We start from the raw sequence: 23,873 nt of genomic DNA on the forward strand, positions 1-23,873 counted from the left end.
GTGTGCGAGCGCGGTAGGGTCGGTTCCCAAACGACTGCCGACTCTGCTGATCGGCCCTTTAACGCATGACCTCAAAACAACGTGCGCTGTTACCGCTTTACCGTTGCACCACACTGCACCTTGCTTGCCAATGCCTTCCGCCAGATCGCATACCCCTCCGGCTTCATATGCAGCATGTCTTCGCGGAACAACGCGGCACGCGGCTGCCCACCCTTGCCCAGCATCGGGGTGTAGATGTCGGTGTAACCGGTGTTGGGCACCTTCGCCAGCGCCTGCTGGATCAATCCATTGGCTTCCTGCACCGCCGGCAGCAGCTGCGCGCGCGACGGGCTGGGCTTGATCGAGATGACCTCCACGGTGGTCTTCGGCAGGTCGCGGTGCACGCGCTGCACGAACGCCACCACGTCGTCGCGGACCTGGGCCGGCGTGCGGCCGCTGTTGAGGTCGTTGTCGCCGGCGTAGAAGAACACTTTGCAGGGCGCGTACGGAATCACGATCTGGTCGGCGTACCAGGTGCTGTCGCGCACTTCGGAGCCGCCGAAGCCGCGGTTGAAGACCTTCTGGCCGGGGAAGTCGGCCGCCAGGCTGTCCCACATCCGGATCGAGGAACTGCCGATGAACTCGATGCCGCCGTGTGGGGGCGGACTGGCGGCGTCGGCCTCGGCGAAGGCGGCCATGTCGCCGGCCCAGGCCACGTTGGAGACCTGTTCGGGGACCTGCGGCGGGGCCGGCACCGGGGCGGGCTTGAGGGCCAGGGCGGGCAGGCTGGCGGTCAGCGCCAGGGCGAGCAGCAGGGGGCGGGCGAAACGCTGGGACATGAACGACTCCTTTGATGCGTGGGGTCATTCTAGGCCGGGTGGGCCGGCCAACGCCCGGCACGGCCGGGTGGCGCCGCCACCCTTGTGGCAAAATGGCGGATTGTCCACCGCTTCGCGCGCTGCCCATGATCCCTTGTCGTGCCCCGCACCTGCCGTCCAGCCTTGTTTCCCGCCGTGGGGTGTCCCTGCGTGGCTGATGAAACCGGGCACATGCCGCGCGGCCCCAGGCGCATCTTCAAGGCGGCGGTGTGGTCCTGGCAGGGCCTGCGGGCGGCCTGGCTGCACGAGTCGTCGTTCCGGCTGGAGGTCTACCTGCTGGTGGTGCTGGCACCGCTGGCGCTGTGGCTGGGGCAGACCCCGGTCGAGCGCGCGCTGATGATCGGTTCGATGCTGCTGGTACTGGCCATGGAGCTGGCCAATTCGGCGATTGAAGCGGTGATCGAGCGTTACGGCGCCGAATTCCATGAGCTGGCCGGCCGCGCCAAGGACATGGGCTCGGCGGCGGTGTTCGTGCTGATGATGAATGTTCTGCTGTGCTGGGGCCTGGTCCTGGCGCCGCGCGTGCTCTGACGCGCCCCCCCGTTCTTCCCCTTAGTAAGGATCCAGGTCCATGTTGCTTGAACTGCTGTCCGACCCGAACGTCTGGTTAACCCTGCTGACCCTGAGCGCGCTGGAAATCGTGCTCGGCATCGACAACCTGGTGTTCATCTCCATCGCCGTGAGCAAGCTGCCGGAAGCGCGCCGTCCGTTCGCGCGCAAGCTGGGCATCGCGGTGGCGTGCATCACCCGCATCCTGCTGCTGGTGTCGCTGGCCTACCTGGCGCACATGCAGGCCAATCTGTTCACCGTGGCCGGGATGGGCATCTCCATCCGCGACCTGGTGCTGATCCTGGGCGGCCTGTTCCTGATCATCAAGGGCGGCATGGAAATCCGCGAGCTGATCACCGGCGGCGAAGACGAAGATCCCACCACCACCAAGGCCTCGGCCGTGTTCGGCATGGTGATCGCGCAGATCGCCATCATCGACATCGTGTTCTCGCTGGATTCGGTGATCACCGCGGTCGGCATCGCCGACCACGTGCCGGTGATGGTCGCGGCGATCCTGCTGTCGGTGGCGGTCATGCTGCTGGCGGCCAACCCGCTGGGCCGCTTCATCGACGCCAACCCGACCGTGAAGATGCTGGCCCTGGCCTTCATCCTGCTGATCGGTGCGGTGCTGATCCTGGACGGCCTGGACGTGCACGTGCCCAAGCCCTACATCTATGCCGCCATGGGCTTCTCGGTGCTGGTGGAGTGGCTGAACCTGCTGATGCGCCGCCGCGCCGTGGCCCACCACGTGCCGGGCGCCGGCAATTGGTGAAACCGTCCTGCGGATCCACCAGCAATGGGTGCGCGGACCCACCCGGCAGGTGACGACCGTTGGTCGTCACCCCCGGACACCCTAACGGGGAATTAACCCCTATTCATGCCATTCTCCGGCCGCGTCCACCCCGATCCGGAGCCGGCCATGCGTATTTCTCCCCGACTGATCCTGCTGGCCCTGCTGGCCAGCCTGTTGTCAGGTTGTGGCTACAACTCGATCCAGCAGAAGGATGAGCAGGTCAAGGCCGGCTGGGCCGAGGTGCTCAACCAGTACAAGCGCCGCGCCGATCTGATTCCCAACTTGGTGCAGACCGTGGAAGGCTATGCCAACCAGGAGCGCCAGGTGCTCACTGACGTGACCAATGCCCGCGCGCGGGTGGGCCAGGTCAACGTGAATGCCGACGACGCCGAGTCGCTCAAGCAGTTCCAGCAGGCGCAGGGCGAGCTCAGTGGCGCGCTGTCGCGGCTGCTGGTGGTGACCGAGAACTACCCGAACCTGAAATCCGACCAGGGCTTCCGTGATCTGCAGGCGCAGCTGGAAGGCACCGAGAACCGGATCACCGTGGCGCGCGGCCGCTACATCCAGCAGGTGCAGGACTACAACACCTACGTCCGCTCGTTCCCGCAGCTGATCACCGCCAAGCTGTTCGGCTACAAGGAAAAGCCGAACTTCACGGTGGAAAACGAAGCGCAGATCTCGCAGCCGCCGGCGGTGAAGTTCGGTGCGCAGCCCGCGGCCCCGGCGCCCGCGCCGCCGCCGCAGCAGGCTCCGGCACCGGCCCAGTAAACCGGTGAACATCCCGCTGCTGCTGCTGCGCGCGTGGTTGCTGCTGTGCCTGTGCCTGTGTCTGTGCCTGGCCGTGCCGGCTTGGGCGCAGGCCGACGCGGCGATTCCGCCGATGACCTCGCCGGTGGTGGACACCACCGGCACCCTGGATGCCGCGCAGAAACAGGCGCTGGAGGCCCAGGCGCTTGCGTTGCAGCAGCGCAAGGGCAGCCAGCTGCAGATCCTGATGGTGCCCAGCACCCAGCCGGAAACCATCGAGCAGTACACCCAGCGGGTGTTCGAGCAGTGGAAGATCGGCCGCAGCGGCGTGGACGATGGCGTGCTGCTGGTGGTGGCGAAGGATGACCGCCGGGTGCGGATCGAGCCCGGCTACGGGCTGGAAGGCGCCATTCCCGATGCCATCGCCAACCGGGTGATCCAGGAATACCTGGCCCCGCGCTTCCGCAGCGGCGATTACGCCGGCGGGCTGGTCGACGGCAGCGCTGCATTGGTGAAGCTGATCGACGGTGAGGAGCTGCCGGCGCCGGTGAGTGCCCACCGTGAACCGCGTGGCAGTGGCGGCGATGGCTTCACGCTGGCGCTGGTGATCGGCTTCTTCGTGGGCACCTTCGCCCGCGCCCTGCTGGGCTGGCTGCCGCGCCCGGTGCGCGCGCTGCTGGGCGGTGGCGGCGCAGCGGTGGCCGCCTTCCTGTTCACTTCGCTGTGGCTGGCCAGTGGCCTGGCCGGGCTGATCGGCCTGTTCGTGGGCTTCTCCTCCGGCCGGGTCGGCCGCTTCGCCCGCAACAGCGGCTGGGGCGGCGGTGGCTTTGGCGGCGGCGGAGGCTGGGGTGGTGGAGGCGGCGGCTTCGGCGGTGGCGGTGGCGGCTGGGGCGGTGGGGGTGGACGATCCGGAGGCGGTGGCGCCTCGGGAGGATGGTGATGCGCATCTGGCGGCATCTGTTCGCACCTTCGCTGCAGCGGACCTTCCCGCCGGACGCGCTGCAGGCCATCACGGACGCCATTGCCGGCGGCGAGCGCCGCCACGGCGGCCAGGTCATGTTCGCGGTGGAAGCGGATCTGCCCATGACCGCGCTGTGGCAGGGGGTTACGCCGCGGCAGCGGGCCGAGCATGCCTTTGCCCAGCTGCGCACCTGGGATACCGAGAACAACAACGGCGTGCTGGTCTACCTGCTGCTGGCCGACCACGCCATCGAGCTGGTGGCCGACCGCGGCCTGCGCGGCAGGGTGGGCGAAGCGCAGTGGCAGGCGGTGTGTGCGCACATGCAGCAGCAGTTGCGCGAGGGCGCCCTGCAGGACGCGGTGCTGCTGGCCATTGCCGAGGTATCGGACATACTGGCGGGGCACTATCCGCCCGGCAGCGGGTCCAAGGATGACGCCCTGCCCAATACCCCGCAGTTCCTTGGTTGAGGTACGGCGGCGCTGGCCCGAGAATAGCCGCTTACCTGCAAGGCATTGCCCATGATCTATCTCCACGACATCGACCCCATCGCCATCTCGCTTGGGCCGGTCAAGGTGCACTGGTACGGCATCATGTACCTGCTCGGCTTCACCGCGGCCTGGTGGCTGGGGCGGCGGCGCATCGCGGCGGGGCGCCTGCCGGGCGTGGATGCCAACGGCTTCTCCGACCTGCTGTTCTACGCCATGCTCGGCGTGGTGGTGGGGGGCCGCGTGGGGTACATGCTGTTCTACGCGCTGGGCGATTTCCTGCACAACCCGCTGCTGCTGTTCAAGGTGTGGGATGGCGGCATGAGCTTCCACGGCGGCCTGCTGGGCGTGCTGTTCGCCTCGTGGTACTGGTCGCGCAAGCACCGCCTGCACCTGGGCGACACCATCGACTTCATGGCGCCGCTGGTACCGCTGGGCCTGGGCTTCGGCCGCATCGGCAACTTCATCGGCGCCGAGCTGTGGGGCAAGTACACCGACGGCACCTGGGGCGTGGTGTTTCCCTCCGGCCTGCCGTCGCCGCTGAACCAGCTGGACATGCCGGCGCTGCGCGAGCAGTTCGCCACCGGCGCACTCAATCAGTTCGCCCGTCACCCCTCGCAGTTGTACGAAGCGCTGCTGGAAGGGCTGGTGATGTTCGTGGTGCTGTGGGCGGTGTCGGCCACGCCGCGCCACCGTTATCTGGTCTCGGGCCTGTTCGCGCTGATGTATGGCGTGTTCCGCTTCGCGGTGGAATTCGTGCGCATGCCCGACAACGGCGTGTACCTGGCCTTTGACTGGTTCACCCGCGGCCAGCTGCTGAGCCTGCCGCTGGTGGTGCTGGGCCTGGTGCTGCTGGCCCTGTCGCGCCGCGCGCCGGTGCTGCAGCCGGTGCTGCCGGTCACCCCCGCCACGGCTGGGAGCAAGGCATGAAAGCCTACCTGGACCTGCTCGAGCATGTGCTCGAACACGGCACGGAAAAATCGGACCGCACCGGCACCGGCACGCGCAGCGTGTTCGGCTGGCAGATGCGCTTCAACCTCAACGACGGTTTCCCGTTGGTCACCACCAAGAAACTGCACCTGCGCTCGATCATCCACGAGCTGCTGTGGTTCCTGAAGGGCGACACCAACATCGGCTACCTGAAGGACAACCAGGTGCGCATCTGGGACGAGTGGGCCGACGAGAACGGCGACCTCGGCCCGGTCTACGGCAAGCAGTGGCGCAGCTGGGCCACCGCCGACGGCGGCAGCATCGACCAGATGCAGTGGCTGGTGGACGAGATCAAACGCAACCCGGATTCGCGCCGGCTGGTGGTGAGCGCCTGGAACGTGGGCGAGCTCTCGCAGATGGCGCTGATGCCCTGCCACAACCTGTTCCAGTTCTACGTGGTGGACGGCAAGCTGAGCTGCCAGCTGTACCAGCGCAGTGGCGACATCTTCCTGGGCGTACCGTTCAATATCGCCAGCTACGCACTGCTGACCCACATGGTGGCGCAGGCCACCGGGCTGGGCGTGGGCGGTTTCGTGCACACGCTGGGCGACGCGCACCTGTATTCCAATCATTACGAACAGGCCCGCGAGCAGCTCGCGCGCGAACCGCGCGCGCTGCCCACGCTGTGGCTGAATCCGGACGTGACCGATCTGTTCGGCTTCCAGTTCGATGACATCCGCATCGACGGCTACCACCCGCACCCGGCGATCAAGGCGCCGGTGGCGGTATGAGGCGTGCGGGTCCGGTCGCCCTGCTGATGCTGCTGCTGTCGCCGGCACTTGCACAGGCCGCAGCCGATTCCCCTGGCAACCTGGCAGCACAGGTCAATGCGCAGATCGTGCTGCGTCAGGTCAACAACAATGTTGCGATGATGGCGGACGGGTTGGGTGCGGGTTTCCTGCCGGGCGATCTGCCGGCCGCATGCGAACCGGCAACGCGCGCGGCGGTGGCCAGCATGTCGACCGCGCTGGTGCGCTTCATGCAGGAAACATTCAACGACCCTGCCTACCAGCGCGGCTTCGAACAGCTGCTCGGCAGTGCCTGGACGGCGCAGCAGCTGCAGGCCTTCCTGGACCGAAGCGGGGAGGAGGAGCTCGGCGTGCTGAACGCCGAGGTGATGTCGGCCCCCGGCCTGCAGGCGGCACAGGAGGCGCACATGGCCCGGCTCACCCAAGCGGCCGACAGCATGATGGACGCCGACCCGGGCCTGCAGAAGGCACTGGCCGAAGTGAACAGCGCGCAGCAGCACTGCGACGCGGCGCGGATGGAACCGGAGGCCGGCACGTGAAGCTGTCTCTTGTTGCGGCACTCGACCACGACCACGGCATCGGCCATGCCAACCAGCTGCCCTGGCAGCTGCCGGACGACCTCAAGCGATTCAAAGCGCTGACGATCGGCAAGCCGATCCTGATGGGCCGCAAGACTGCGCAGTCGCTGGGCCGCGCGCTGCCGGGCCGCCCGAACCTGGTCCTGACCCGCTCGGGCCAGGTACCGTTCGAGGGCATGCAGGCGGTGGCCAGCATCGACGAAGCCCTGCAGTTCGCGGCCGCTGCCGGCGCAGACGAACTGTGCGTGATCGGCGGCGGCGAGATCTACCGCCTCGCCATGGCGCAGGCCACCGACCTGCACCTGACCTGGGTGGATACCCGCGTCCAGGCCGACACCCATTTCCCGCCGGTCGACCCGCAACTGTGGGTTGAAACAGCGCGCGAGCATCATGCTGCTGATGCGCGACATGCATTTGCGTTCGATTTCGTGGATTACGCGCGGAAGGCGTGAAGCCAACAGCAACAGCAACAGCCTTCGCCTGCGAGGGTGTCTGGCTTGGCCGGCGCCGGTGGGTTTGCGGGAGACGCCGCAAGTACGTCCCTGTAGGCTCGTTCGCGCCATCCATGGCGCTCTACGCTCCCGCAAACCCACCGCCGCCAGCCTTCGACAATTGGCAGGTGACCACAGAAAAAGCGAAGCGCGCGATGCAGGTAGGGTCGGTTCCCAAACGACTGCCGTGAACAGATCAACGCGCGGTAACGCACGGAAATGATCGAATCAGCCGTTGATCTCCCCAGGCCACCAACCAACCGTCAATGGGTCGGCGGGGGCGGGGGTACGGGGGCTTTGCGAAACATGGATGTTTCGCAAGAGCCCCCAAGGATGGGTTTACGGCGCCCCCCGTACCCCCGCCACCGCCGGCCCAGCGCAGATACGTTCGCAGGCGAGGGCTTTGGCTTTATGCGGGAGTCGGGCTACCGTCGCCCGCATTCCCAGCCGGCTCACGCGCACGACGCGGCTGCTGCTGTTGATTCTGGCGCTGACCACGCGGCGGCCGGCCGTTGCTGTTGCCGTTGCCCGGATTACCTTCGCCGGCCGGACGCCGTGCCGGCGGACGCGGCGGTGCAACGGGCTTGGGCACATCGCGGCCCGGCACCTGCACCACGCGCAGTTCTTCGGTATCCAGCTGCAGTGCCGTGAGCTTGCCGCCCCACACTGCGCCGGTATCGATCGCATGCACGCCCTGGGTGATCGTCAGGCCCAGCGCCGACCAGTGGCCGCACACGATCTTCAGATCGCGCTCGACCCGGCCCGGTACCTCGAACCAGGGATACAGCCCCTGCTCCTGCGTGCCCGGCGTGCCCTTGTCCTCGATCCCGATCCGCCCGCGCGGCGTGCAGTAGCGCATGCGCGTGAGCAGGTTGATGATCGCCCGCGAACGGTCGTAACCGGCCAGCCCGGGCGACCAGCCCGGCTTGTCGCCGTACATGTTGCGGAACAGCTTGCGGTAGCCGCTGCCGTGCAGCTGCACCTCCACCTCGCGTGCGTGCTTCTCGGCCAGCTGCGTGGTCCACTTCGGGGCCAGGCCCGCGTGCACCATCATCCAGCCGAGCTCACGGTCCACGTGCACCAGCTTCTGCAGGCGCAGCCACTCCAGGAGTATGTCGCGGTCCTCGGCCTGCACGATCCGCAGCAGGTCCGGATTGACCTTGCGCTGCTCTTCCTCGGTGCGCGCACCGACGGCCAGCAACGACAGATCATGGTTGCCCAGCACCACCACGCTCTGATCGCGCAGCGAATGCACCAGCCGCAGCGTTTCCAGCGACTGGCCGCCCCGGTTGACCAGGTCGCCGCAGAACCACAGTTTGTCCACCGCCGGGTCGAAGCGGATCTTCTCCAGCAGACGCTGGGTGACGTCGTAACAGCCCTGCAGGTCGCCGATGGCCCAGACACTCATGCGTGCGCCTCCATCAGTGCAGCGTGCGCGGAATGGTCAACACGAAGGGCGCGATCGGGGCGGCGAACTCGGTGCCATCGTCGGCCACCATGTCGTAATGCCCCTGCATCGTGCCGTGTTCGGTTTCCAGCATGACACCGGAGGTGTAACGGAAGTCTTCACCCGGGCGCAGCCGCGGCTGCTCGCCGATGACCCCATCGCCGTCCACATGCTCCACCCGACCGTTGCCGTCGGTGATCCGCCAGTGGCGGGCCACCAGCCGCGCGGCCACGCGGCCGGCGTTATGGATGCGGATCGTGTAGGCAAACGCAAAACGCCCGTCCTCGGGCGTGGACTGGTCATCGAGGAAGCGCGGGGCGACCTCGACCGAGATCGCATAGTGTGCAGCGTCGTTCATGCAGGCAGTTTAGAGGGAGTTTCAATCTTCCGCGCGCGGCACGTTCGCCAACGCGATGAACTGCGCCACTTCGAGCTGCTCGGCGCGCGCGTCGCTGCGCACCCCGGCCGCTTCGAACTGCTCGGGCGTCACCACCCCATTCAGTGCGTTGCGCAGCGTCTTGCGGCGCTGGCCGAAGGCGGCACGAACCACGTCCGCGAAGCGACGTCGGTCGATGATGCCCACCGTGTCGGGATCGCGCGGCACCAGCCGGACCACGGCCGAATCGACCTTCGGCGGCGGACGGAACGCGCCCGGCGGCACCACGAACAGCGAGGTCACCTTGCACCACGCCTGCAGCATCACGCTGAGCCGGCCGTAGACCTTGCTGCCCGGCGCAGCGGCCATGCGGTCCACCACTTCCTTCTGCAGCATGAAGTGCATGTCGCGGATCGCCGCCGCATGGTCCATCGCGTGGAACAGGATCGGTGACGAGATGTTGTAGGGCAGGTTGCCTACCAGCCGGATCTGGCCGTCGCCGGCCAATTCGGTGAAGTTCACCTGCAGCACGTCGCGGTGGATGATGGTGAGTTCGCCCAGCGGCTCAGCGGCGGCGGTCAACGGCGCGATCAGGTCGCGATCGAATTCGATCACGGTCAGGCGCGGGTGGCGGCGCAGCAACGGCAGGGTGATGGCGCCCTGGCCCGGGCCGATCTCGACCAGGCGGTCGTCGTCTTTCGGGTTGACCGCCAGGACGATCTTGTCGATGTAAGTGCGATCGGCCAGGAAGTGCTGGCCCAGCTGCTTTTTGGCCGGCGCGGTAAACCCGGCGGCCGAGGGGGAATGCGGGGAAGTCATGGCACCAGTGTACGTTGGCGCGCCAGCCGGGCACACCACTGCGTGGCGGCGAGCAGGCTGGACGGGTCGGCGGTGCCGCGCCCGGCCAGGTCCAGCGCGGTGCCGTGGTCAACCGCCACGCGCGGGTAGGGCAGGCCCAGGGTGATGTTCACTGCCTGCTCGAAACCGCTGTACTTGAGCACCGGCAGGCCCTGGTCGTGGTACATCGCCAGCACCGTGTCGAACCCGGCCAGCTTCTGCGGCAGGAAGGCGGTATCGGCCGGCAGCGGGCCGATCAGGTCCATCCCTTCAGCGCGCAGCCGCGCCAGCAGCGGAATCACCAGATCCAGTTCTTCACGGCCCAGGTGCCCATCTTCGCCCGCATGCGGGTTCAGCCCGAGCACGGCGATCCGCGGCGCGGCAATGCCGAATGCCCCACGCAGCGCACCGTGCACGATCCGCAGCGTGCGCGCCAGGCCGTCCGCGGTGATCGCATCGGCCACCGCGCGCAGCGGCAGGTGGGTGGTGGCCAGCGCCACCCGGACGATGTCGTTGGCCAGCATCATCACCACCTCCACCCCGGCTTGGTCGGCCAGCAGTTCGGTGGTGCCGCTGTAGGCGATCCCGCCCTGGTTGATGACCGCCTTGTGCACCGGGCCGGTGACCACCCCGTGCAGGTGGCCGTCCAGGCAGGCCTGGCCGGCCTGCAGCAGGGCGCCGATCACCGCGCCGGCGTTGGCCGGGTCGGCCTGGCCGAAGCGTGAGGGGGTCGCATTGCGGACCTCGCGCAACGGCAGATCGCCCGGCTGGCGGGCGATGGCATCTTCAGGAAGCAGGTTCAACGGCAGCGACAGCGCCGCTGCGGCCGCCCGCAAGGTATCCGGGTCGGCGAAGGCCAGCAGCCGGCAATCGGTGCGCGGCTGCTGGATCAGGCGAAGACAGAGTTCAGGACCGATCCCGGCGGGCTCGCCCGGTACCAGAGCGAGCTGCGGGATCATTGCCAGTGCCTCAGGGCTTGGTCGCGGCCGGGGCCGGAGCAGTGGCCGGGGCCGCTGCCGGGGTGCGCAGGTCCACGTAGGCTTCGCCGCGCAGTTCCTGCAGGTAGCGGTTGTACTCTTCTTCCAGCTTGCGGCGGCCGATCGTCTCGCGGATCTGGGCGCGCTTGTTGTCGGTGCCCGAATCGGTCTGGCGGGTCGCCACGCGCTGCACGATGTGCCAGCCAGCGTCGGTGCGGAACGGCTGGCTGACGCCACCGTCGCTCAGGCCGGTGACCTGCTTGCCGAAGTCCGGGCCGAACGCGTCAGCCGGGAACCAGCCCAGATCGCCGCCCTGGCCCTTGCTGTTGGTGTCCTCGGACGAGGCCTTGGCTTCGGCCTCGAAGTCGGCGCCGCCGGCGATGCGTGCACGGATCGAGTCAATCTTGGCCTTGGCGGTGGCGTTGTCCTGCTGGTCGTTGACCCGGATCAGGATGTGCCGGCCGTGGTATTCGGTGATGGTCTGGCCGGTGGTGGCGGCACTGGCGTCGCGCACTTCCACCAGCTTGAGCAGCTGGAAACCGCTCGGGCCGCGCAGCGGGCCGACAACGTCGCCTGCCTTCATGCCGCTCATCATCTTCGCGAACGCGCCGGGAATCTCATCCAGGGAACGCCAGCCCAGGTCGCCGCCTTCCAGCGCGTTGGGGCTGTCCGAGTACCGGACGGCGGCCGCGTTGAAGTCCAGCTCGCCCTTGTCCAGCAGGCCCTTCACGCCGTCGACCTTCTGCTGGCCGGTGGCGATCTGCTCGGCGGTTGCGCCTTCGGGGAGGGCGATCAGGATGTGGGCCAGGTGGTACTGGGTGCCTGCGGTGGCTTCCTGCTTCAGCGCGGCATCCACTTCACCCTCGCTGACGCTGATGCGGCTCTGGGCGAAACTCTGGCGCAGGCGCTGCACGGTGATTTCATCGCGGACCGAGCTGCGGAAGTCGTTGAAATCCACGCCATCGGCGGCCAGGCGCTGGCGCAGGGCGTCCAGGTTGGAACCGTTCTGCTGGGCAATCGCGTTCAGGGCCTGGTTGAGCTCCTGGTCGCTGACCTTGATGCCACTGCCTTCGGCGCGCGTGACCTGCAGCTTGACCAGCACCAGGCGCTCGAGCACCTGGCGGCTGAGCACGTCATCCGGCGGCAGCTGGCCTTCGCGGCCGGCGTACTGGGCCTTGATGTTCACGATGGCGCGGTCCAGCTCGCTCTGCAGCACGACATCCTCGTCGACGATGGCGGCGATGCGGTCCAGCGACTGGCTCTGCTGGGCCAGCACCTGCAGCGGCGCGGAAACGGTGCTGACCGCGATCAGGGAGGCGAGTAGGACGGGGAAGGTCTTGGTCATGGGATCAGATTGGGATCGTAGTCTTCGCGCGTGGGGGCGCCCGTGTTGGCGGGCGGCACGAGATAGAGGTCGTCTCGGTAGTACCCGAGAATAGCACGGCGCAAAGTGCGGTCCGTGTTCTGGCCGATGGAGCTCAGGCCCTTCAGCACGAACTCGATCTGGAAGGAATTGTTCAGCTCACCTTCGCGGTTGCGCACGTAACGGCGGGCCAGTGCGCGGACCGCCAGGCAGCAGCTGTCCCATTGCACGCCGCCGATGATTTCCAGCGGCGCCTTGTCTTCGATGGAGTAGTAATAGCGCCCCACCAGGCTCCAGGTCTGGTTGATCGGGTACAGGAAGGACAGGTCCACCTGCTCCAGCAGGGTGCGTTCTTCCTTGGTCGCCGTCGCCGGGGCGGCCGTGTTGAGACGGTGGCGGTAGGTCAGGTTGACGATGCCGTCGTTGGACATCAGGTAGCGCGCGCGCACGCTGGCCAGGTCCTCGCGCTTGTACTTGGGATCCCACTGGTAGGTGGCGCCCAGGTTCCAACGGTCGTTGATGGCGTAATTGGTATCGGCGATCCAGGCCGACTTGCCCTGTTCCACCTGCGAGGTGGTGCCCGGCAGGGTCACCCGCGAATCGTCGAAATACAGGATCTGGCCGATGCTGGCGGAGAAGCGCTCGCGGCCGGTTTCCTGGTTGATGAAGCGGGTACTCAGCGCCATGGTCAGCTGGTTGGCGTCGTTCTGGCGGTCCGCACCGGTGTAGCGCGAATCGCGGAACAGCTGGCCCCAGCTGAAGGTGAAGTCGCGCGTATCGAAGATCGGCAGGTCGCTCTGGTCGCGGTAGGGCGTGCGCAGGTAGAACAGGCGCGGCTCCAGCGTGTGCAGGTACGAGGTGCCGCCGATGGTGGTCTCGCGGTCGAAGAACATGCCTGCGTCGAGACTGGCGATCGGCACGCCGCGGTGCGGCGAGGTGTTGCCACGCAGCTGGTCGGGGGTGAGCGTGCTCAGATCGACATTTGCGTCGGTCAATGCCTGCAACCGGGTCTGGTCGGCCAGTCCACGGTCCAGTTCATACCCGGTGTAGCGGTACGCCAGGGTCGGGGTGACATACCAGGACGCGCCGGCGAACGGGAAGGTGACGTAAGGCTTTACATCCAGCCGCGAACCGTTGAAGTACGGGGTGACCACGCCATTGCGGATGTATTCGCCGTCAGCATCCACGACCTTCTGGTCGACGTCGTCATGGGTGAAGTGCACCGCCTCGGCGTACACCCCCACTTCCAGCCACGGCAGCAGCGGCTTGTCCCAGGTGGCGAACAGGCGCGGCTGGCGGGAGTAGGGCAGCGACGCGTCGGTCAGCGTGTAATCGGTGTTCTGCCAGTAGTCGGCCATCAGCCCGGCCGTCCAGTTTTCACCGGTACCGTAGATGCCGACCTGGCTCTGCAGGCTCGAGGTGGTCACCCCCAGCAGCTTGCTGGAGAAGTCCTCGGTGTACCGCTCGTCACTGACCCAGGCGATGTTGGCGCGGGCCTGCCAGTGCGGGTCGATGTTGTGGTAACCCTGGTATTCGACCTGGCCGCGGTCGCGGTCGCGCAGCTTGTCATTGGGCAGGTAGGCGGTCTGGAGTTCGCCACGGCCGCCGTCGTACAGATAGCGGAACTCGTTGTCGAGCATCAGGCCGCGCTTGCTCATGTAGCGCGGGGTCAGGGTGTCGTCGTAGTTCGGCGCCAGGTTGAAGTAGATCGGCTGGGCATAATCGAAGCCGTTGCGGCCGGACATGCCCAGCTGCGGGTAGAGCAGGCCGGTCTGGCGACGGTCGTCGATCGGGAACTTGAAGTACGGCGCCCACAGCACCGGCACGTTGCCGATGCGCAGCACCGCGTTGCGGGCGGTGCCGAAGCCTTCGTCATTGTCCACGTCGATCTGCGGCGCCGACAGTTTCCACACCGGCTGCGAGGGGTCGCAGGTGGTATAGGTCGAGCGGTGCATCTGGCCCACCGAACCCTGCAGGTCGATCGAGTCTGCGCCGCCATGGCCGCGCCGGTCCACCAGCTGGTACTGGATGTCGCTGATCTTGTGCGTGTCCGATTCCTGGTTGCCTTCGGCGCGCTTGGCCGTCATCCGGATCGACGAATCCTGGTAGCGCACATTGCCTTCGGCGATGTAGTTGCCACTTTCGGTGTCGAAGCTCAGGTGGTCGGTGCCCAGGAACTGGTCGCCACGCTTCAGCGCCACGTTGCCCTGGTATTGCGGCACGGTGCTGGTACCGCTAAGCGCGTCGCCTTCGATATCGGTGGGTTGCTGGTCGCGGGTTTCGGCCGCGGCCTTGTCCGCCACAGGGGCGTCCTGGAAGGCGGGCAGGACATCGGTCACCGGGCACAGGCCCCAGTTCACCGGTTTGTCGTCGGCCATGGCCGGCAGGCAGATGGCGATGCTCAGGGGGAGAGGCAGCAGGCGGAGGGCTCGGCGCACGCGGGATTCGGATTCGGACGAAAACGGATCGTAGCTTGCCCCATCCCTTGCATAGGGGCAATGAAGGCTTGCTGCAGCCAAGGGTTCAGGTTCATCTCACAGCAGCGCGCCTACGTGCGCGACGGAGCATTCGGCAAGCGCCTGCAGGTCGTATCCGCCCTCCAGCATGGAGACCATGCGGCCGCCGCCATGGCGACGGGCCAGCCGGCGGAGCTCGGCGGTGATCCAGGCGAAATCCTCGGTTTCCAGCATCAGGTCGGCCTGCGGGTCGCGCAGGTGGGCATCGAAACCGGCCGAGACCAGCAGCAGCTGCGGGCGGAAATCGTCGATGGCCGGCAGCATCTCGTCGGCCCAGGTGTTGCGGAAGCGGAAGCTGCCGCTGCCCGGTGGCAGCAGGATGTTGAGCAGGTTGCCCGCGCCACGGTCGCGGCGCAGGCCCGAGTTGGGGAACAGCCCGGCCTGGTGGGTGCTGTAGTAGGCCACGCGCGGGTCGGCCACGAAGATGTCCTGGGTGCCGTTGCCGTGGTGGACGTCGAAATCGACCACCGCGATCCGCTCCAGCCCATAGCGGTCGCGCGCGTACGCGGCCGCGATGGCGATGTTGTTGAAGAGGCAGAACCCCATCGCCGTGGTCGCGGTGGCGTGGTGGCCGGGCGGGCGCACCGCGCAGAACGCCACCGGATCCCCGCCCAGCATCACGGCATCCACCGCAGCCACGCCGGCGCCGGCGGCATGCAGGGCGGCGCTGGCCGAACCGGGCGAGGTCATCGTGTCCATGTCGATCAGGCGCAGCGGTTCGGTCTGTGGTGCCAGCACCAGGTCGATCAGCGCGCTGTCGTGCACGCGCGCCAGTTCGCCGAACTTGGCCGGCGGCGCCTGGCGCCAGTCCAGCTTGTCGGGGTAGGTGGCACGCAGGGCATCGAGCACGACCTGCAGGCGTTCCGGGCATTCGGGGTGGCCGCGCCCGGGATCGTGTTGCAGACAGGCGGGGTGGGTGAAAACCAGCATGCGGACGGGGTTCCGGGGCGGGGGCGGCTCAGCCGTGGCGGCGGGTATGCTGCCAGAGGACCTCACCGTGGCCGTCGGCGCGGGCGAGCACGCGGGCCAGCACGAACAGCAGGTCCGACAGCCGGTTGAGGTAATGCAGCGCTTCGGCGCGCACCGGCTCCTGGCGGGCCAGGGTGACGGTTTCGCGCTCGGCGCGGCGCACGATGGTGCGGGCCAGATGGCAGCGTGCGGCGGCTTCGCCGCCACCGGGCAGGATGAATTCCTTCAACGCGGGCAGGTCGGCGTTGTAGTGGTCCAGGTGGCGCTCCAGTGCCGCCACGTCGCCCGCCTGGATTGCCGCATGGCCGGGAATGCACAGCTCGCCGCCCAGGTCGAACAGCTGGTGCTGCACGGTGGTGAGCAGGGCGCGCACGTCATCGGGCAGCGCCACCGCCAGCAGCACGCCGAGCGCCGAATTGGCCTCGTCCACGCTGCCGAAGGCGTTGACCCGTGCTGCATCCTTGGCCACCCGGCTGCCGTCGCCCAGGCCGGTGCTGCCGTCATCGCCAGTGCGGGTGTAGATGCGCGACAGCCGGTTGCCCATGCGTGCCGGGCTCAGTGCAGCGCGTCGCGGCGGGCGTGCAGCAGCTTGACCACCTGTTCGGTGGCCAGCTGCAGCGCGGCGGCCAGGCCGACGTAGATCGCGGCGGTGCGCAGGTAGGGCAGGAACCAGTCCGCATAGTTGCGTGCCCAGCCCTGCAGCGTGGGGGCGGCGACCACGTCGCTGGTCCAGTAGAAGCCGCTCTGCGCGAACAGGTGGCACACCGCCACCGCCGCCAGCAGCAGCACGGAGCCCTTGGCCAGCGCGGTCCAGTCCGCGCCGTGGTAGCCCTGGCGCAGCAGCGCGCCACCGGCCCACATCGCGAAGTAGGCCGGCACCAGCAGTGCGGTCCCCGGCGAGACGCAGTAGTGCTGCCAGTAGCCGATGCCGCTGGCGCGGATCACCAGCACGTCGATCACGATCGCCAGCACCATCAGCAGCGGGAAGGCCCAGCGCGTCCAGCTGCGCAGGTGGAAGCCTGCAATGAAGAACACCGCCCACGACGCGTCGGGGATCGCCGCGAAGTGATTGACCCGGGTCGCCGCCATCAGCAGCACGAGCACGAACAGGATGAAGGCGCGTTGGGCGGTAGGGGTCATGGGGGCAGGCGTCGGGAGTCCAGCGTTCATTCTAGCGCCTGCCGCCACGGGGCGTAGCCGGGCCGCACGCACTATCATGGGCGGCATGAGTGAACGTCATGACGTAGTGATCGTGGGCGGCGGCCTGGTCGGCGCCAGCCTGGCCATCGCCCTGGACCGGGCCGGCCGCGATGTCGGGCTGGTCGAGATCGCGCCGCCCGGCGCGCTGCCGCCGGTGTTCGACCAGCGCAACCTCAGTTTTGCCGCCGCCACGGTCAACGCCCTGACCGCCTTGGGGGTGATGCCGTTGCTGGGCTCGGCGGTGGGGCCGATCACCCGCATCCAGGTCACCCGCGCCGGTGATTTCGGCCGGGTCCAGATGGACGCTGCGCAGTACGATCGCCCGTGGTTCGGCCAGGTGGTGGTGGCGCGCGATTTCGGCCAGGCACTGGAAACCCGCCTGCAGGGCCTGCGCCGCCTCACCCGGTACCGGCCGGCGCGGTTCGTGCGGCTGGGCGCCACGATCGATGGCTGCCGCGAAGTGGTGATCGCCGACGATGCCGGTGAGCGCACCCTGCTGGCGCGGCTGGTGGTGGGCGCCGATGGCACCCGCAGTGGCGTGCGCGAAGCGCTGGGCATCGGGGTGGACGAACATGATTTCCAGCAGACCCTGTTCGTGGCCCGCGTCCGCTCGGCGCGCGCGCCGGACGGCACCGCGTTCGAAAGGTTTACCGATACGGGCCCGACCGCCCTGCTGCCGCGGGGCGACCGCCATTACGGGGCGGTGCACGGCGTGGCCCGCGACCAGGCCGATGCGGTGCTGGCACTCGACGACGCGGCCTGGCTGGCGCGCCTGCAGCAGGCCATCGGCTGGCGCGCGGGGCGGCTGCTGGAAAGCGGCCCGCGCAGTGCCTACCCGCTGGTGCAGGTGTTGGCGCAGGGACTGGTGGGCGAGCGCGCGGTGCTGCTGGGCAATGCGGCGCAGACCATCCATCCGCTGGGCGCGCAGGGCTTCAACCTGGGCCTGCGCGATGCGCTGACCCTGGCCGAGCTGACCGAAACGGCCGACGACGTGGGCAGCGATGCGCTGCTGCAGGCGCATGTCGCGCGCCGGGACGAGGATCGCCGCCAGACCATCGCCTTCTCCGGCGGGCTGGCACGGCTGACCAGCAATCCCGCGCCGTTGATGCGCCCGCTGCGCAGTCTCGGGCTGCTGGCGGCGCAGGCGACCTCGATGCAGTCGATGCTGGTCGGCGGTGCCATGGGCTTCCGCGGCGAGGTCCCGGCGTTGTGTCGGGGAGCCGGCGCATGAGCCGGCGCGCGCGCGATGTGATCGTGGTGGGCGGCGGCGTGGTGGGCGCCGCCTGCGCGCTGGCGCTGGCCGATGCCGGGCTGGAGGTCACCCTGGTCGAAGGCCGCGAACCGCCAGCGTGGCAGCTGCAGCAGCCGGACCTGCGGGTGTATGCGTTCGCGCCGGACAACGCGCAGCTGCTGCGTACGCTCGGCGTATGGCCGGCGGTGCTGGCCGCGCGCGCCTGCGCGTACCGGCGCATGCGGGTCTGGGACGCCGCCGGCGGTGAGGAACTGCAGTTCGATGCCGACCGCCTGGGCCGTGAGCAGCTGGGCTGGATCGTGGAAAACGACCTGCTGGTGGACCGGCTGTGGGCGGCCCTGCCGGCGGCGGGTGTGCAGCTGTGCTGCCCGGCACGGGTGGAAGGGCTCGAACAGGATGCCGACGGCGTGCGCGTGCGGCTGGAGGACGGGCGCCGGCTGGACGCCGCGCTGGCCATCGCCGCCGACGGCGCGGACTCGACCCTGCGCCGCCTGGCCGGCGTGCAGGTCAGCCGCCAGGAGTACGGGCAGCGCGGCGTGGTCGCCTACATCGATACCGAACAGGACAACCAGGCCACGGCCTGGCAGCGCTTCCTGACCACCGGGCCGCTGGCGGTGCTGCCGGCCGGCACGCACCGCAGCTCCATCGTGTGGACGCTCCCCGATGCGGAGGCCGAACGCGTGCTGGGGCTGGACGAGGCCGCCTTCAACGCCGAGCTGACCCGCGCCTTCGGCGCCCGGCTGGGCGCGATGACCCTGGCCTCGCGGCGCGCCGCCTTCCCGCTGCGCCGCCAGCTGGCCAGTGCCTACGTGGCAGGCCGCGTGCTGGCGCTGGGCGATGCCGCGCATGTGGTGCATCCGCTGGCCGGGCAGGGCGTGAACCTGGGCCTGCGCGATGTGGCGGCGCTGCATGCCACGGTGCTGCGTGCGCAGCAGCGACGCCAGGACTGGGCTTCGCCCGACCGCCTGCAGCGCTGGGCGCGCGAACGCCGCAGCGAGAACACGGTGTCGGCTTATGGGTTTGACGCGATCAACACCATTTTCTCCAACGACGAGATGCATTTGACCCTGGCGCGTGGTTGTGCGCTGGGCAGCGTGGGCCGCCTGCCGCCACTGGTGTCGGCACTGTGGAAGCGCGCGGCGGGGCTGTAGGTTCCGGGGGATCGAAATCTGGAAGTGGGCTGGGCTGCCACTGCGCAGACTGCGGCGCGGCTGGCGCTGTCCGGCCTCGACAGCGCGTCGCGCTTCCCATCTTCCGGAACTCCCCCATGGCGCTTTCGCCCCTTGATCGTCCCCAGCAGCCGTCGTCGGCGAACCGCATGTTCGGCCGCGCTCCGCGAGGCGTCTCTGGCAGCCTCGGCGTGCAGCTCACCACCATACACAACCGTGGTGAGGCCTCGAAGCCGCTGCGTGACAGCCCCGAGGCCCGCGCGGTCGGCGGTGAGGTCCACACGGTGGCGGCCGTGCGGCAGGACGACGGCGATCGCGACAGTTGCCAGTACTTCGTGAAGCTGTTGCTGTCCCACAAGCAGGGTATCCCGGTCAAGCAGTGCCTCGCGTTGAACCGGCGTCGCCAGGGCTGATGCGTGCGGCGGTGAGCCCCCGCGTTGGCGCGACGAGCCCGGGATGATTGATTCTTGAAAGTGGGTGGCCCCTGCGTTTCAGCAGACTGAACGGGTCTGGAGGCGTCCCACCGTAGCGGGTGCGGGCGCGTCGCTCCCTTTCCCGAGGAAGAATCATGAGCATTGCCAAGGTTCTCAACCAGCTTTTCCGGCCGGCGTCGTTCAACGCTGAAAAGACCGTGCGCGCGATCGTTGCCCATCCCGAGGCGGCCGCCAGGGATTTCAATGGACTGATCACGCACATCAACAACAGGTGCCACCGGTACGGCATCGGCTGCCGGGGCGAGGATGGCCTTCGGGCGCAGGTGAACCTGGACAAATTTGCCCGCTCCAAGGGCGCCTCCGCGCCGACCGAGGGCCAGGCCAAGCTCCTGCTGAACAGCCTCAAATCCCTGCAGCGCGACCTCGAGCGCCAGCGCGGTCCCGCCCGGTTGGCCTCTGGGCCACATGACAGCTGGAACAATGACCGCCTGAGTCAATTGAACAAAGCGCTGGAACTGACCCGCAGCCTGCAGCACTTCCGGGGGCCCGCCAAGGGCTGAGCCCTTCTCAGCGCAGCAGCCAGCGCTGCCGCGCGTCCTTCATCGCCCGGTCCACGCCAGTACCGTGATTTCCTCACGGTCGTGGTAGAGCTGCTTGGCGCGCACGGTGAGCGGTCGCCCGGCCTGCGCTTCGAACAGCTCCAGGCACAGCCGGGTTTCGTCCCAGCGCTTCTTCATCGGCAGCTTGAGGTTGAAGATCGCGTGCCGGCACCAGCCCTCGCGGAACCAGGTGGCCATGCGCTCGGCCACGCGGCGCGGCTGCTCGACCATGTCGCAGACCATCCAGTCCAGCGGCGCCTCGGGCTGCCAGTGAAACCCATCGGCGCGCAGGTGTTCGACCAGGCCGGTTTCCAGCACGTGCTCGCGCAGCGGGCCGTTATCCACGCTGATCACGTGCATGTGCTGGCGGGTGAGCACCCAGGTCCAGCCGCCCGGGGCGGCGCCCAGGTCGGCCGAGCGCATGCCGGGCTTGACCAGCTGCTCGCGCTCTTCAGGGCTCATCAGGGTCAGCAGCGCTTCGTCCAGCTTCAGCGCCGAGCGCGACGGAGCGTCGGGCAACAGCTTCAGGCGTGGTATGCCCAGTGCCCAGGGAGCGCTGTCGCGGGTATCGGCCACGCAGACAAACGCATGGCGACCGTCAACGAACACGACATGCAGGCGTGGCAGGCTGGTGTTGGGCTTGTCGGTGAGCAGGCCGGCCTTGCGCAGCGCCGGGCGCAGGGCATTGCCGAAGGCGCGGGCCAGACCGGCCAGCGGCTTGCCTTCGTCCGAATCGGGATGTTCCACCCACATGTCGCCGAAGCGTTGCTGGCCGTCCAGCGCGGCCAGGATCGGGGTGATCCGGTCGGTTGGATCCAGCTCGCGCAGCTCGGCCAGCACCACCAGCTTCTGGCGGGCGAAGATCAGCGAACGCCACGGCAACGCTTTGGACAGCGCGGCGCCCTCGTCGGTCGCGAACAGCACGTAGCCATCGTTGCGCTGGGTACGGGCGTAACCGGCAATGTTTGCGTAGGCGGCACGCTCGGCAAGTTCACCGGCCAGTTCGGGCTCGAAACCCTGCCGGCACAGGCACAGCAGGCCACTCATCGACGCACGCCCATGGCGTGGGAATCAATAATGCGCACCGTTGATCTCCCCGTACTGGCGCAGCACTGCGCGCGCCGCGTCGCGTTCGATGTCGCGCACGACCTCGATACCGCGCTTGTTGAGTTCGCCGATCCAGTCGGCCGGCAGCGGACCTTCATCGAACGGGGTCAGTTCTTCCACATCCTGCGCGCTGGCGCCGATCAGCAGCCGGTCGATGCCGGCCCAGATGGTGGCGCCATAGCACTGGCAGCACGGCTGCGAAGAGGTGGCCAGGGTGATCGGCGACAGCACGTCGTTCAGGCGCGGGCTCTGCAGGCGCTGCTGGGCGAGCATGTAAGCCATGTTCTCGGCATGCGCCAGCGAGGTGCTGTGCGGCACCACGCGGTTGACGCCGGCCGCGATGACGCGGTCGTCCGGACCAAACACCACGGCGCCGAACGGGCCACCGGTTTCCGCCTCGACGTTCAGCCGCGACAGTTCGATCGCCAGGGCGACCTTGGCGGCATCGCCGGGATACGCACGGGCCAGGTCGATCTGGTCGTGGATCCAGGCGGGCAGGGTGAGGTGGACTTGCGCGTACAGCATGGGACAGGCCTTTCGAATGCAGTGGGGCTTACGCCGACCAGGTGTCGCGCAGGGTGACGCTGCGGTTGAACACGGGGGCGGCGGCGGTGTGGTCGCGGCGGTCGGCGACGAAGTAGCCGGTGCGCTCGAACTGGAACGACTGTTCAGGCGCGGCGGTGGCCGCGGCCGGTTCGACGTAGCCGGTGACGGTGCGGCGCGACTCGGGGTTGAGGTAGTCGCGGTAGGTCTTGCCTTCGGACTCATCGTCCGGGTTGGGCACGGAGAACAGGCGGTCGTACAGGCGGATTTCGGCCGGCACGGCGTGCACGGCGCTGACCCAGTGGATGGTGCCCTTGACCTTGCGGTTGGCGCCTTCCATGCCGGGACGCGATTCGGGATCCAGCCAGCCGCGCAGTTCGGTGATGGTGCCGTCGGCATCCTTGATCACTTCATCGCAGCGGATGATGCCGGCGCCGCGCAGGCGCACTTCGCCACCGGGCACCAGGCGCTTCCAGCCCTTGGGCGGCACCTCGGCGAAGTCTTCGCGCTCGATCCACAGTTCGCGCGCGAACGGCACTTCGCGGGTTCCGAAGGCGTCGTCCTTGGGGTGGTTGGAGAAGGTCAGCGTTTCGGCATGGCCCTCGGGCAGGTTGGTCAGCACCAGCTTGACCGGGTCGACCACGGCCATGCGGCGCGCGGCGGCACTGTCGAGGTCTTCGCGCAGCGCGCCTTCGAGCACGCTGAAGTCGATCATCGAGTTCTGCTTGCTGATGCCCACGCGTTCGGCGAACAGGCGCATCGCGGCCGGGGTGTAGCCACGGCGGCGCAGGCCCTGCAGGGTCGGCATGCGCGGGTCTTCCCAGCCATCGACGAGCTGTTCGGTGACCAGCGCCATCAGCTTGCGCTTGCTCATCACGGTGTAGTTGATGTTCAAGCGCGAGAATTCGATCTGGCGCGGCTTGGCAGCTTCGCGCGGCAGGCCGCGTTCGACCAGCGGTGCGGTCAGCGCATCGTCATGGGCGAAGTCGACGTTGTCCACGCACCAGTCGTACAGCGGGCGGTGGTCTTCGAATTCCAGGGTGCACAGCGAGTGGGTGATGCCTTCGATGGAATCGCCCAGGGCATGGGCAAAGTCGTACATCGGGTAGATCGGCCAGGCGTTGCCGGTGTTCTGGTGCTCGACGTGCTTGATGCGGTACAGCGCGGGATCGCGCAGGTTGATGTTGCCGCTGGCCATGTCGATCTTGGCGCGCACGGTGCGCGCGCCGTCGGGGAACTCACCGGCGCGCATGCGGCGGAACAGGTCCAGGTTTTCGTCCACGCTGCGGTCGCGCCAGGGCGAGGGGCGGCCGGGTTCGGTCAGGGTGCCGCGGTAGGCGCGCACTTCCTCGGCCGACAGGTCGCAGACATAGGCCTTGCCGTCGCGGATCAGCTTTTCGGCGGCCAGGTAGTAGGCGTCGAAGTAATCGGAGGCATGCCGCAGTTCATTCCAGGTGAAGCCCAGCCAGCGCACGTCATCCTGGATGGCGGCCACGTACTCGGGGTCTTCCTTGGCCGGGTTGGTATCGTCGAAGCGCAGGTTGCAGACGCCGGCGAACTCACCGGCGATGCCGAAGTTCAGGCAGATCGACTTGGCATGGCCGATGTGCAGGTAGCCGTTGGGCTCGGGCGGGAAGCGCGTCTTGATCGCGGCATGCTTGCCGGCGGCCAGGTCCTCGCGGACGATCTGACGGATGAAATCCCGCTTTTCGTGGGTTTCCGGAAGGGCGTCGGTAGGGGCGGCAGTAGGCTCGGACATGATGCGCAGGCAGAAGGCAGAAAGATTGCCAGTCTAACGCGTCCCCCCGGGACGCGTTAGACGGTAGGTGCCGACCGTTGGTCGGCACTCATTCGAGCGCCAGCGTATGCTGCCCCAGAACCCCA

25 protein-coding genes and 1 pseudogene are annotated in these 23,873 nt (G+C 68.1%); 13 read left to right on the forward strand and 13 right to left on the reverse strand.

Features of this window, described 5'->3' with window-relative positions:
• Nucleotides 1-89 precede the first annotated feature (89 nt).
• A complete protein-coding gene (locus KVS69_RS03795; RefSeq protein ID WP_217537029.1) occupies nucleotides 90-818 on the reverse strand; it encodes an SGNH/GDSL hydrolase family protein in 729 nt (242 codons plus the stop codon).
• Between the two features lie 189 nt (nucleotides 819-1,007).
• Between KVS69_RS03795 and KVS69_RS03800 the strand changes: the two genes are divergently transcribed.
• From KVS69_RS03800 to KVS69_RS03840, 9 genes are all read left to right on the forward strand, one after another.
• Entirely contained in the window at nucleotides 1,008-1,388 is a 381-nt protein-coding gene (locus KVS69_RS03800; protein WP_093532940.1) for a diacylglycerol kinase, read from the forward strand.
• A gap of 40 nt (nucleotides 1,389-1,428) precedes the next feature.
• Entirely contained in the window at nucleotides 1,429-2,178 is a 750-nt protein-coding gene (locus tag KVS69_RS03805) for a TerC family protein (RefSeq protein ID WP_093532939.1), read from the forward strand.
• A 147-nt stretch (nucleotides 2,179-2,325) separates the two neighbouring features.
• The gene (locus KVS69_RS03810) at nucleotides 2,326-2,967 is read left to right on the forward strand and encodes a LemA family protein (RefSeq protein WP_068854548.1); all 642 of its coding nucleotides are present in this window, start codon (nucleotides 2,326-2,328) and stop codon (nucleotides 2,965-2,967) included.
• 25 nt (nucleotides 2,968-2,992) lie between these two features.
• Nucleotides 2,993-3,886 (forward strand): TPM domain-containing protein, encoded by an 894-nt coding sequence (locus tag KVS69_RS03815; protein ID WP_254622012.1) that lies wholly within the window; start codon nucleotides 2,993-2,995, stop codon nucleotides 3,884-3,886.
• Nucleotides 3,886-4,374, forward strand: a complete 489-nt coding sequence (locus tag KVS69_RS03820; protein WP_217537033.1) for a TPM domain-containing protein — start codon at nucleotides 3,886-3,888, stop codon at nucleotides 4,372-4,374. The genes KVS69_RS03815 and KVS69_RS03820 overlap by 1 nt, the downstream gene beginning before the upstream one ends.
• Before the next feature lie 51 nt (nucleotides 4,375-4,425).
• Nucleotides 4,426-5,322: a prolipoprotein diacylglyceryl transferase gene (gene lgt, locus KVS69_RS03825; protein ID WP_068849318.1), complete on the forward strand. Its 897-nt coding sequence runs from the start codon at nucleotides 4,426-4,428 to the stop codon at nucleotides 5,320-5,322.
• Nucleotides 5,319-6,113, forward strand: coding sequence for a thymidylate synthase (locus tag KVS69_RS03830; RefSeq protein ID WP_217537035.1), 795 nt, complete (start codon nucleotides 5,319-5,321; stop codon nucleotides 6,111-6,113). Before lgt ends, KVS69_RS03830 begins: the two co-directional genes overlap by 4 nt.
• Complete coding sequence (locus KVS69_RS03835) at nucleotides 6,110-6,670, forward strand: hypothetical protein (protein WP_217537037.1); 561 nt, start codon at nucleotides 6,110-6,112, stop codon at nucleotides 6,668-6,670. The genes KVS69_RS03830 and KVS69_RS03835 overlap by 4 nt, the downstream gene beginning before the upstream one ends.
• Entirely contained in the window at nucleotides 6,667-7,161 is a 495-nt protein-coding gene (locus KVS69_RS03840) for a dihydrofolate reductase (RefSeq protein WP_217537040.1), read from the forward strand. Before KVS69_RS03835 ends, KVS69_RS03840 begins: the two co-directional genes overlap by 4 nt.
• Nucleotides 7,162-7,609: 448 nt before the next feature.
• Here KVS69_RS03840 and KVS69_RS03845 read toward each other — a convergent pair whose 3' ends face one another.
• The 9 genes and pseudogenes from KVS69_RS03845 to KVS69_RS03885 form a co-directional block, all read right to left on the reverse strand.
• Nucleotides 7,610-8,608, reverse strand: coding sequence for a symmetrical bis(5'-nucleosyl)-tetraphosphatase (locus KVS69_RS03845; RefSeq protein ID WP_217537043.1), 999 nt, complete (start codon nucleotides 8,606-8,608; stop codon nucleotides 7,610-7,612).
• 13 nt (nucleotides 8,609-8,621) lie between these two features.
• Nucleotides 8,622-9,005, reverse strand: a complete 384-nt coding sequence (apaG, locus tag KVS69_RS03850) for a Co2+/Mg2+ efflux protein ApaG (protein WP_068849328.1) — start codon at nucleotides 9,003-9,005, stop codon at nucleotides 8,622-8,624.
• A gap of 21 nt (nucleotides 9,006-9,026) precedes the next feature.
• Nucleotides 9,027-9,842: a 16S rRNA (adenine(1518)-N(6)/adenine(1519)-N(6))-dimethyltransferase RsmA gene (gene rsmA, locus KVS69_RS03855; RefSeq protein WP_068849330.1), complete on the reverse strand. Its 816-nt coding sequence runs from the start codon at nucleotides 9,840-9,842 to the stop codon at nucleotides 9,027-9,029.
• Nucleotides 9,839-10,819 (reverse strand): 4-hydroxythreonine-4-phosphate dehydrogenase PdxA, encoded by a 981-nt coding sequence (pdxA, locus tag KVS69_RS03860; protein WP_217537045.1) that lies wholly within the window; start codon nucleotides 10,817-10,819, stop codon nucleotides 9,839-9,841. The genes rsmA and pdxA overlap by 4 nt, the downstream gene beginning before the upstream one ends.
• 73 nt (nucleotides 10,820-10,892) lie before the next feature.
• Nucleotides 10,893-12,182, reverse strand: a pseudogene (locus KVS69_RS03865) (peptidylprolyl isomerase); the annotation flags it as partial.
• Complete coding sequence (gene lptD, locus KVS69_RS03870) at nucleotides 12,179-14,638, reverse strand: LPS-assembly protein LptD (RefSeq protein WP_217537047.1); 2,460 nt, start codon at nucleotides 14,636-14,638, stop codon at nucleotides 12,179-12,181. The gene lptD and the pseudogene KVS69_RS03865, both read right to left, overlap by 4 nt.
• Before the next feature lie 96 nt (nucleotides 14,639-14,734).
• Entirely contained in the window at nucleotides 14,735-15,646 is a 912-nt protein-coding gene (locus KVS69_RS03875; RefSeq protein ID WP_217537049.1) for a histone deacetylase family protein, read from the reverse strand.
• A 28-nt stretch (nucleotides 15,647-15,674) separates the two neighbouring features.
• Nucleotides 15,675-16,229, reverse strand: coding sequence for a cob(I)yrinic acid a,c-diamide adenosyltransferase (locus KVS69_RS03880; protein WP_068849340.1), 555 nt, complete (start codon nucleotides 16,227-16,229; stop codon nucleotides 15,675-15,677).
• An 11-nt stretch (nucleotides 16,230-16,240) separates the two neighbouring features.
• Nucleotides 16,241-16,825: a hypothetical protein gene (locus KVS69_RS03885; protein ID WP_184124819.1), complete on the reverse strand. Its 585-nt coding sequence runs from the start codon at nucleotides 16,823-16,825 to the stop codon at nucleotides 16,241-16,243.
• Nucleotides 16,826-16,910: 85 nt separating this feature from the next.
• On the opposite strand from KVS69_RS03885, the gene ubiH reads away from it, so the two are divergent.
• The 4 genes from ubiH (at nucleotide 16,911) to KVS69_RS03905 (ending at nucleotide 20,300) form a co-directional block, all read left to right on the forward strand.
• Nucleotides 16,911-18,116 (forward strand): 2-octaprenyl-6-methoxyphenyl hydroxylase, encoded by a 1,206-nt coding sequence (gene ubiH / locus KVS69_RS03890; protein WP_217537052.1) that lies wholly within the window; start codon nucleotides 16,911-16,913, stop codon nucleotides 18,114-18,116.
• Entirely contained in the window at nucleotides 18,113-19,288 is a 1,176-nt protein-coding gene (locus tag KVS69_RS03895) for a UbiH/UbiF family hydroxylase (RefSeq protein ID WP_217537054.1), read from the forward strand. Before ubiH ends, KVS69_RS03895 begins: the two co-directional genes overlap by 4 nt.
• A gap of 116 nt (nucleotides 19,289-19,404) precedes the next feature.
• The gene (locus KVS69_RS03900; RefSeq protein WP_093532927.1) at nucleotides 19,405-19,719 is read left to right on the forward strand and encodes a hypothetical protein; all 315 of its coding nucleotides are present in this window, start codon (nucleotides 19,405-19,407) and stop codon (nucleotides 19,717-19,719) included.
• Between the two features lie 155 nt (nucleotides 19,720-19,874).
• A complete protein-coding gene (locus KVS69_RS03905) occupies nucleotides 19,875-20,300 on the forward strand; it encodes a hypothetical protein (protein WP_217537056.1) in 426 nt (141 codons plus the stop codon).
• Between the two features lie 39 nt (nucleotides 20,301-20,339).
• Here the strand turns inward: KVS69_RS03905 and rlmM are convergent, their stop codons facing one another.
• From rlmM to KVS69_RS03920, 3 genes are read right to left on the reverse strand one after another with little or no spacing between them, the layout of a single operon-like run.
• Nucleotides 20,340-21,386 (reverse strand): 23S rRNA (cytidine(2498)-2'-O)-methyltransferase RlmM, encoded by a 1,047-nt coding sequence (gene rlmM, locus KVS69_RS03910; protein ID WP_217537059.1) that lies wholly within the window; start codon nucleotides 21,384-21,386, stop codon nucleotides 20,340-20,342.
• 24 nt (nucleotides 21,387-21,410) lie between these two features.
• Complete coding sequence (locus KVS69_RS03915; RefSeq protein WP_068849352.1) at nucleotides 21,411-21,971, reverse strand: nucleoside deaminase; 561 nt, start codon at nucleotides 21,969-21,971, stop codon at nucleotides 21,411-21,413.
• Between the two features lie 28 nt (nucleotides 21,972-21,999).
• Nucleotides 22,000-23,748, reverse strand: coding sequence for a glutamine--tRNA ligase/YqeY domain fusion protein (locus KVS69_RS03920; protein WP_210131989.1), 1,749 nt, complete (start codon nucleotides 23,746-23,748; stop codon nucleotides 22,000-22,002).
• Nucleotides 23,749-23,873: the final 125 nt, after the last annotated feature.

Source organism: Stenotrophomonas sp. GbtcB23, from assembly GCF_019091045.1.
In the GTDB taxonomy this organism is placed as follows: Bacteria; Pseudomonadota; Gammaproteobacteria; order Xanthomonadales; family Xanthomonadaceae; genus Stenotrophomonas; species Stenotrophomonas rhizophila_A.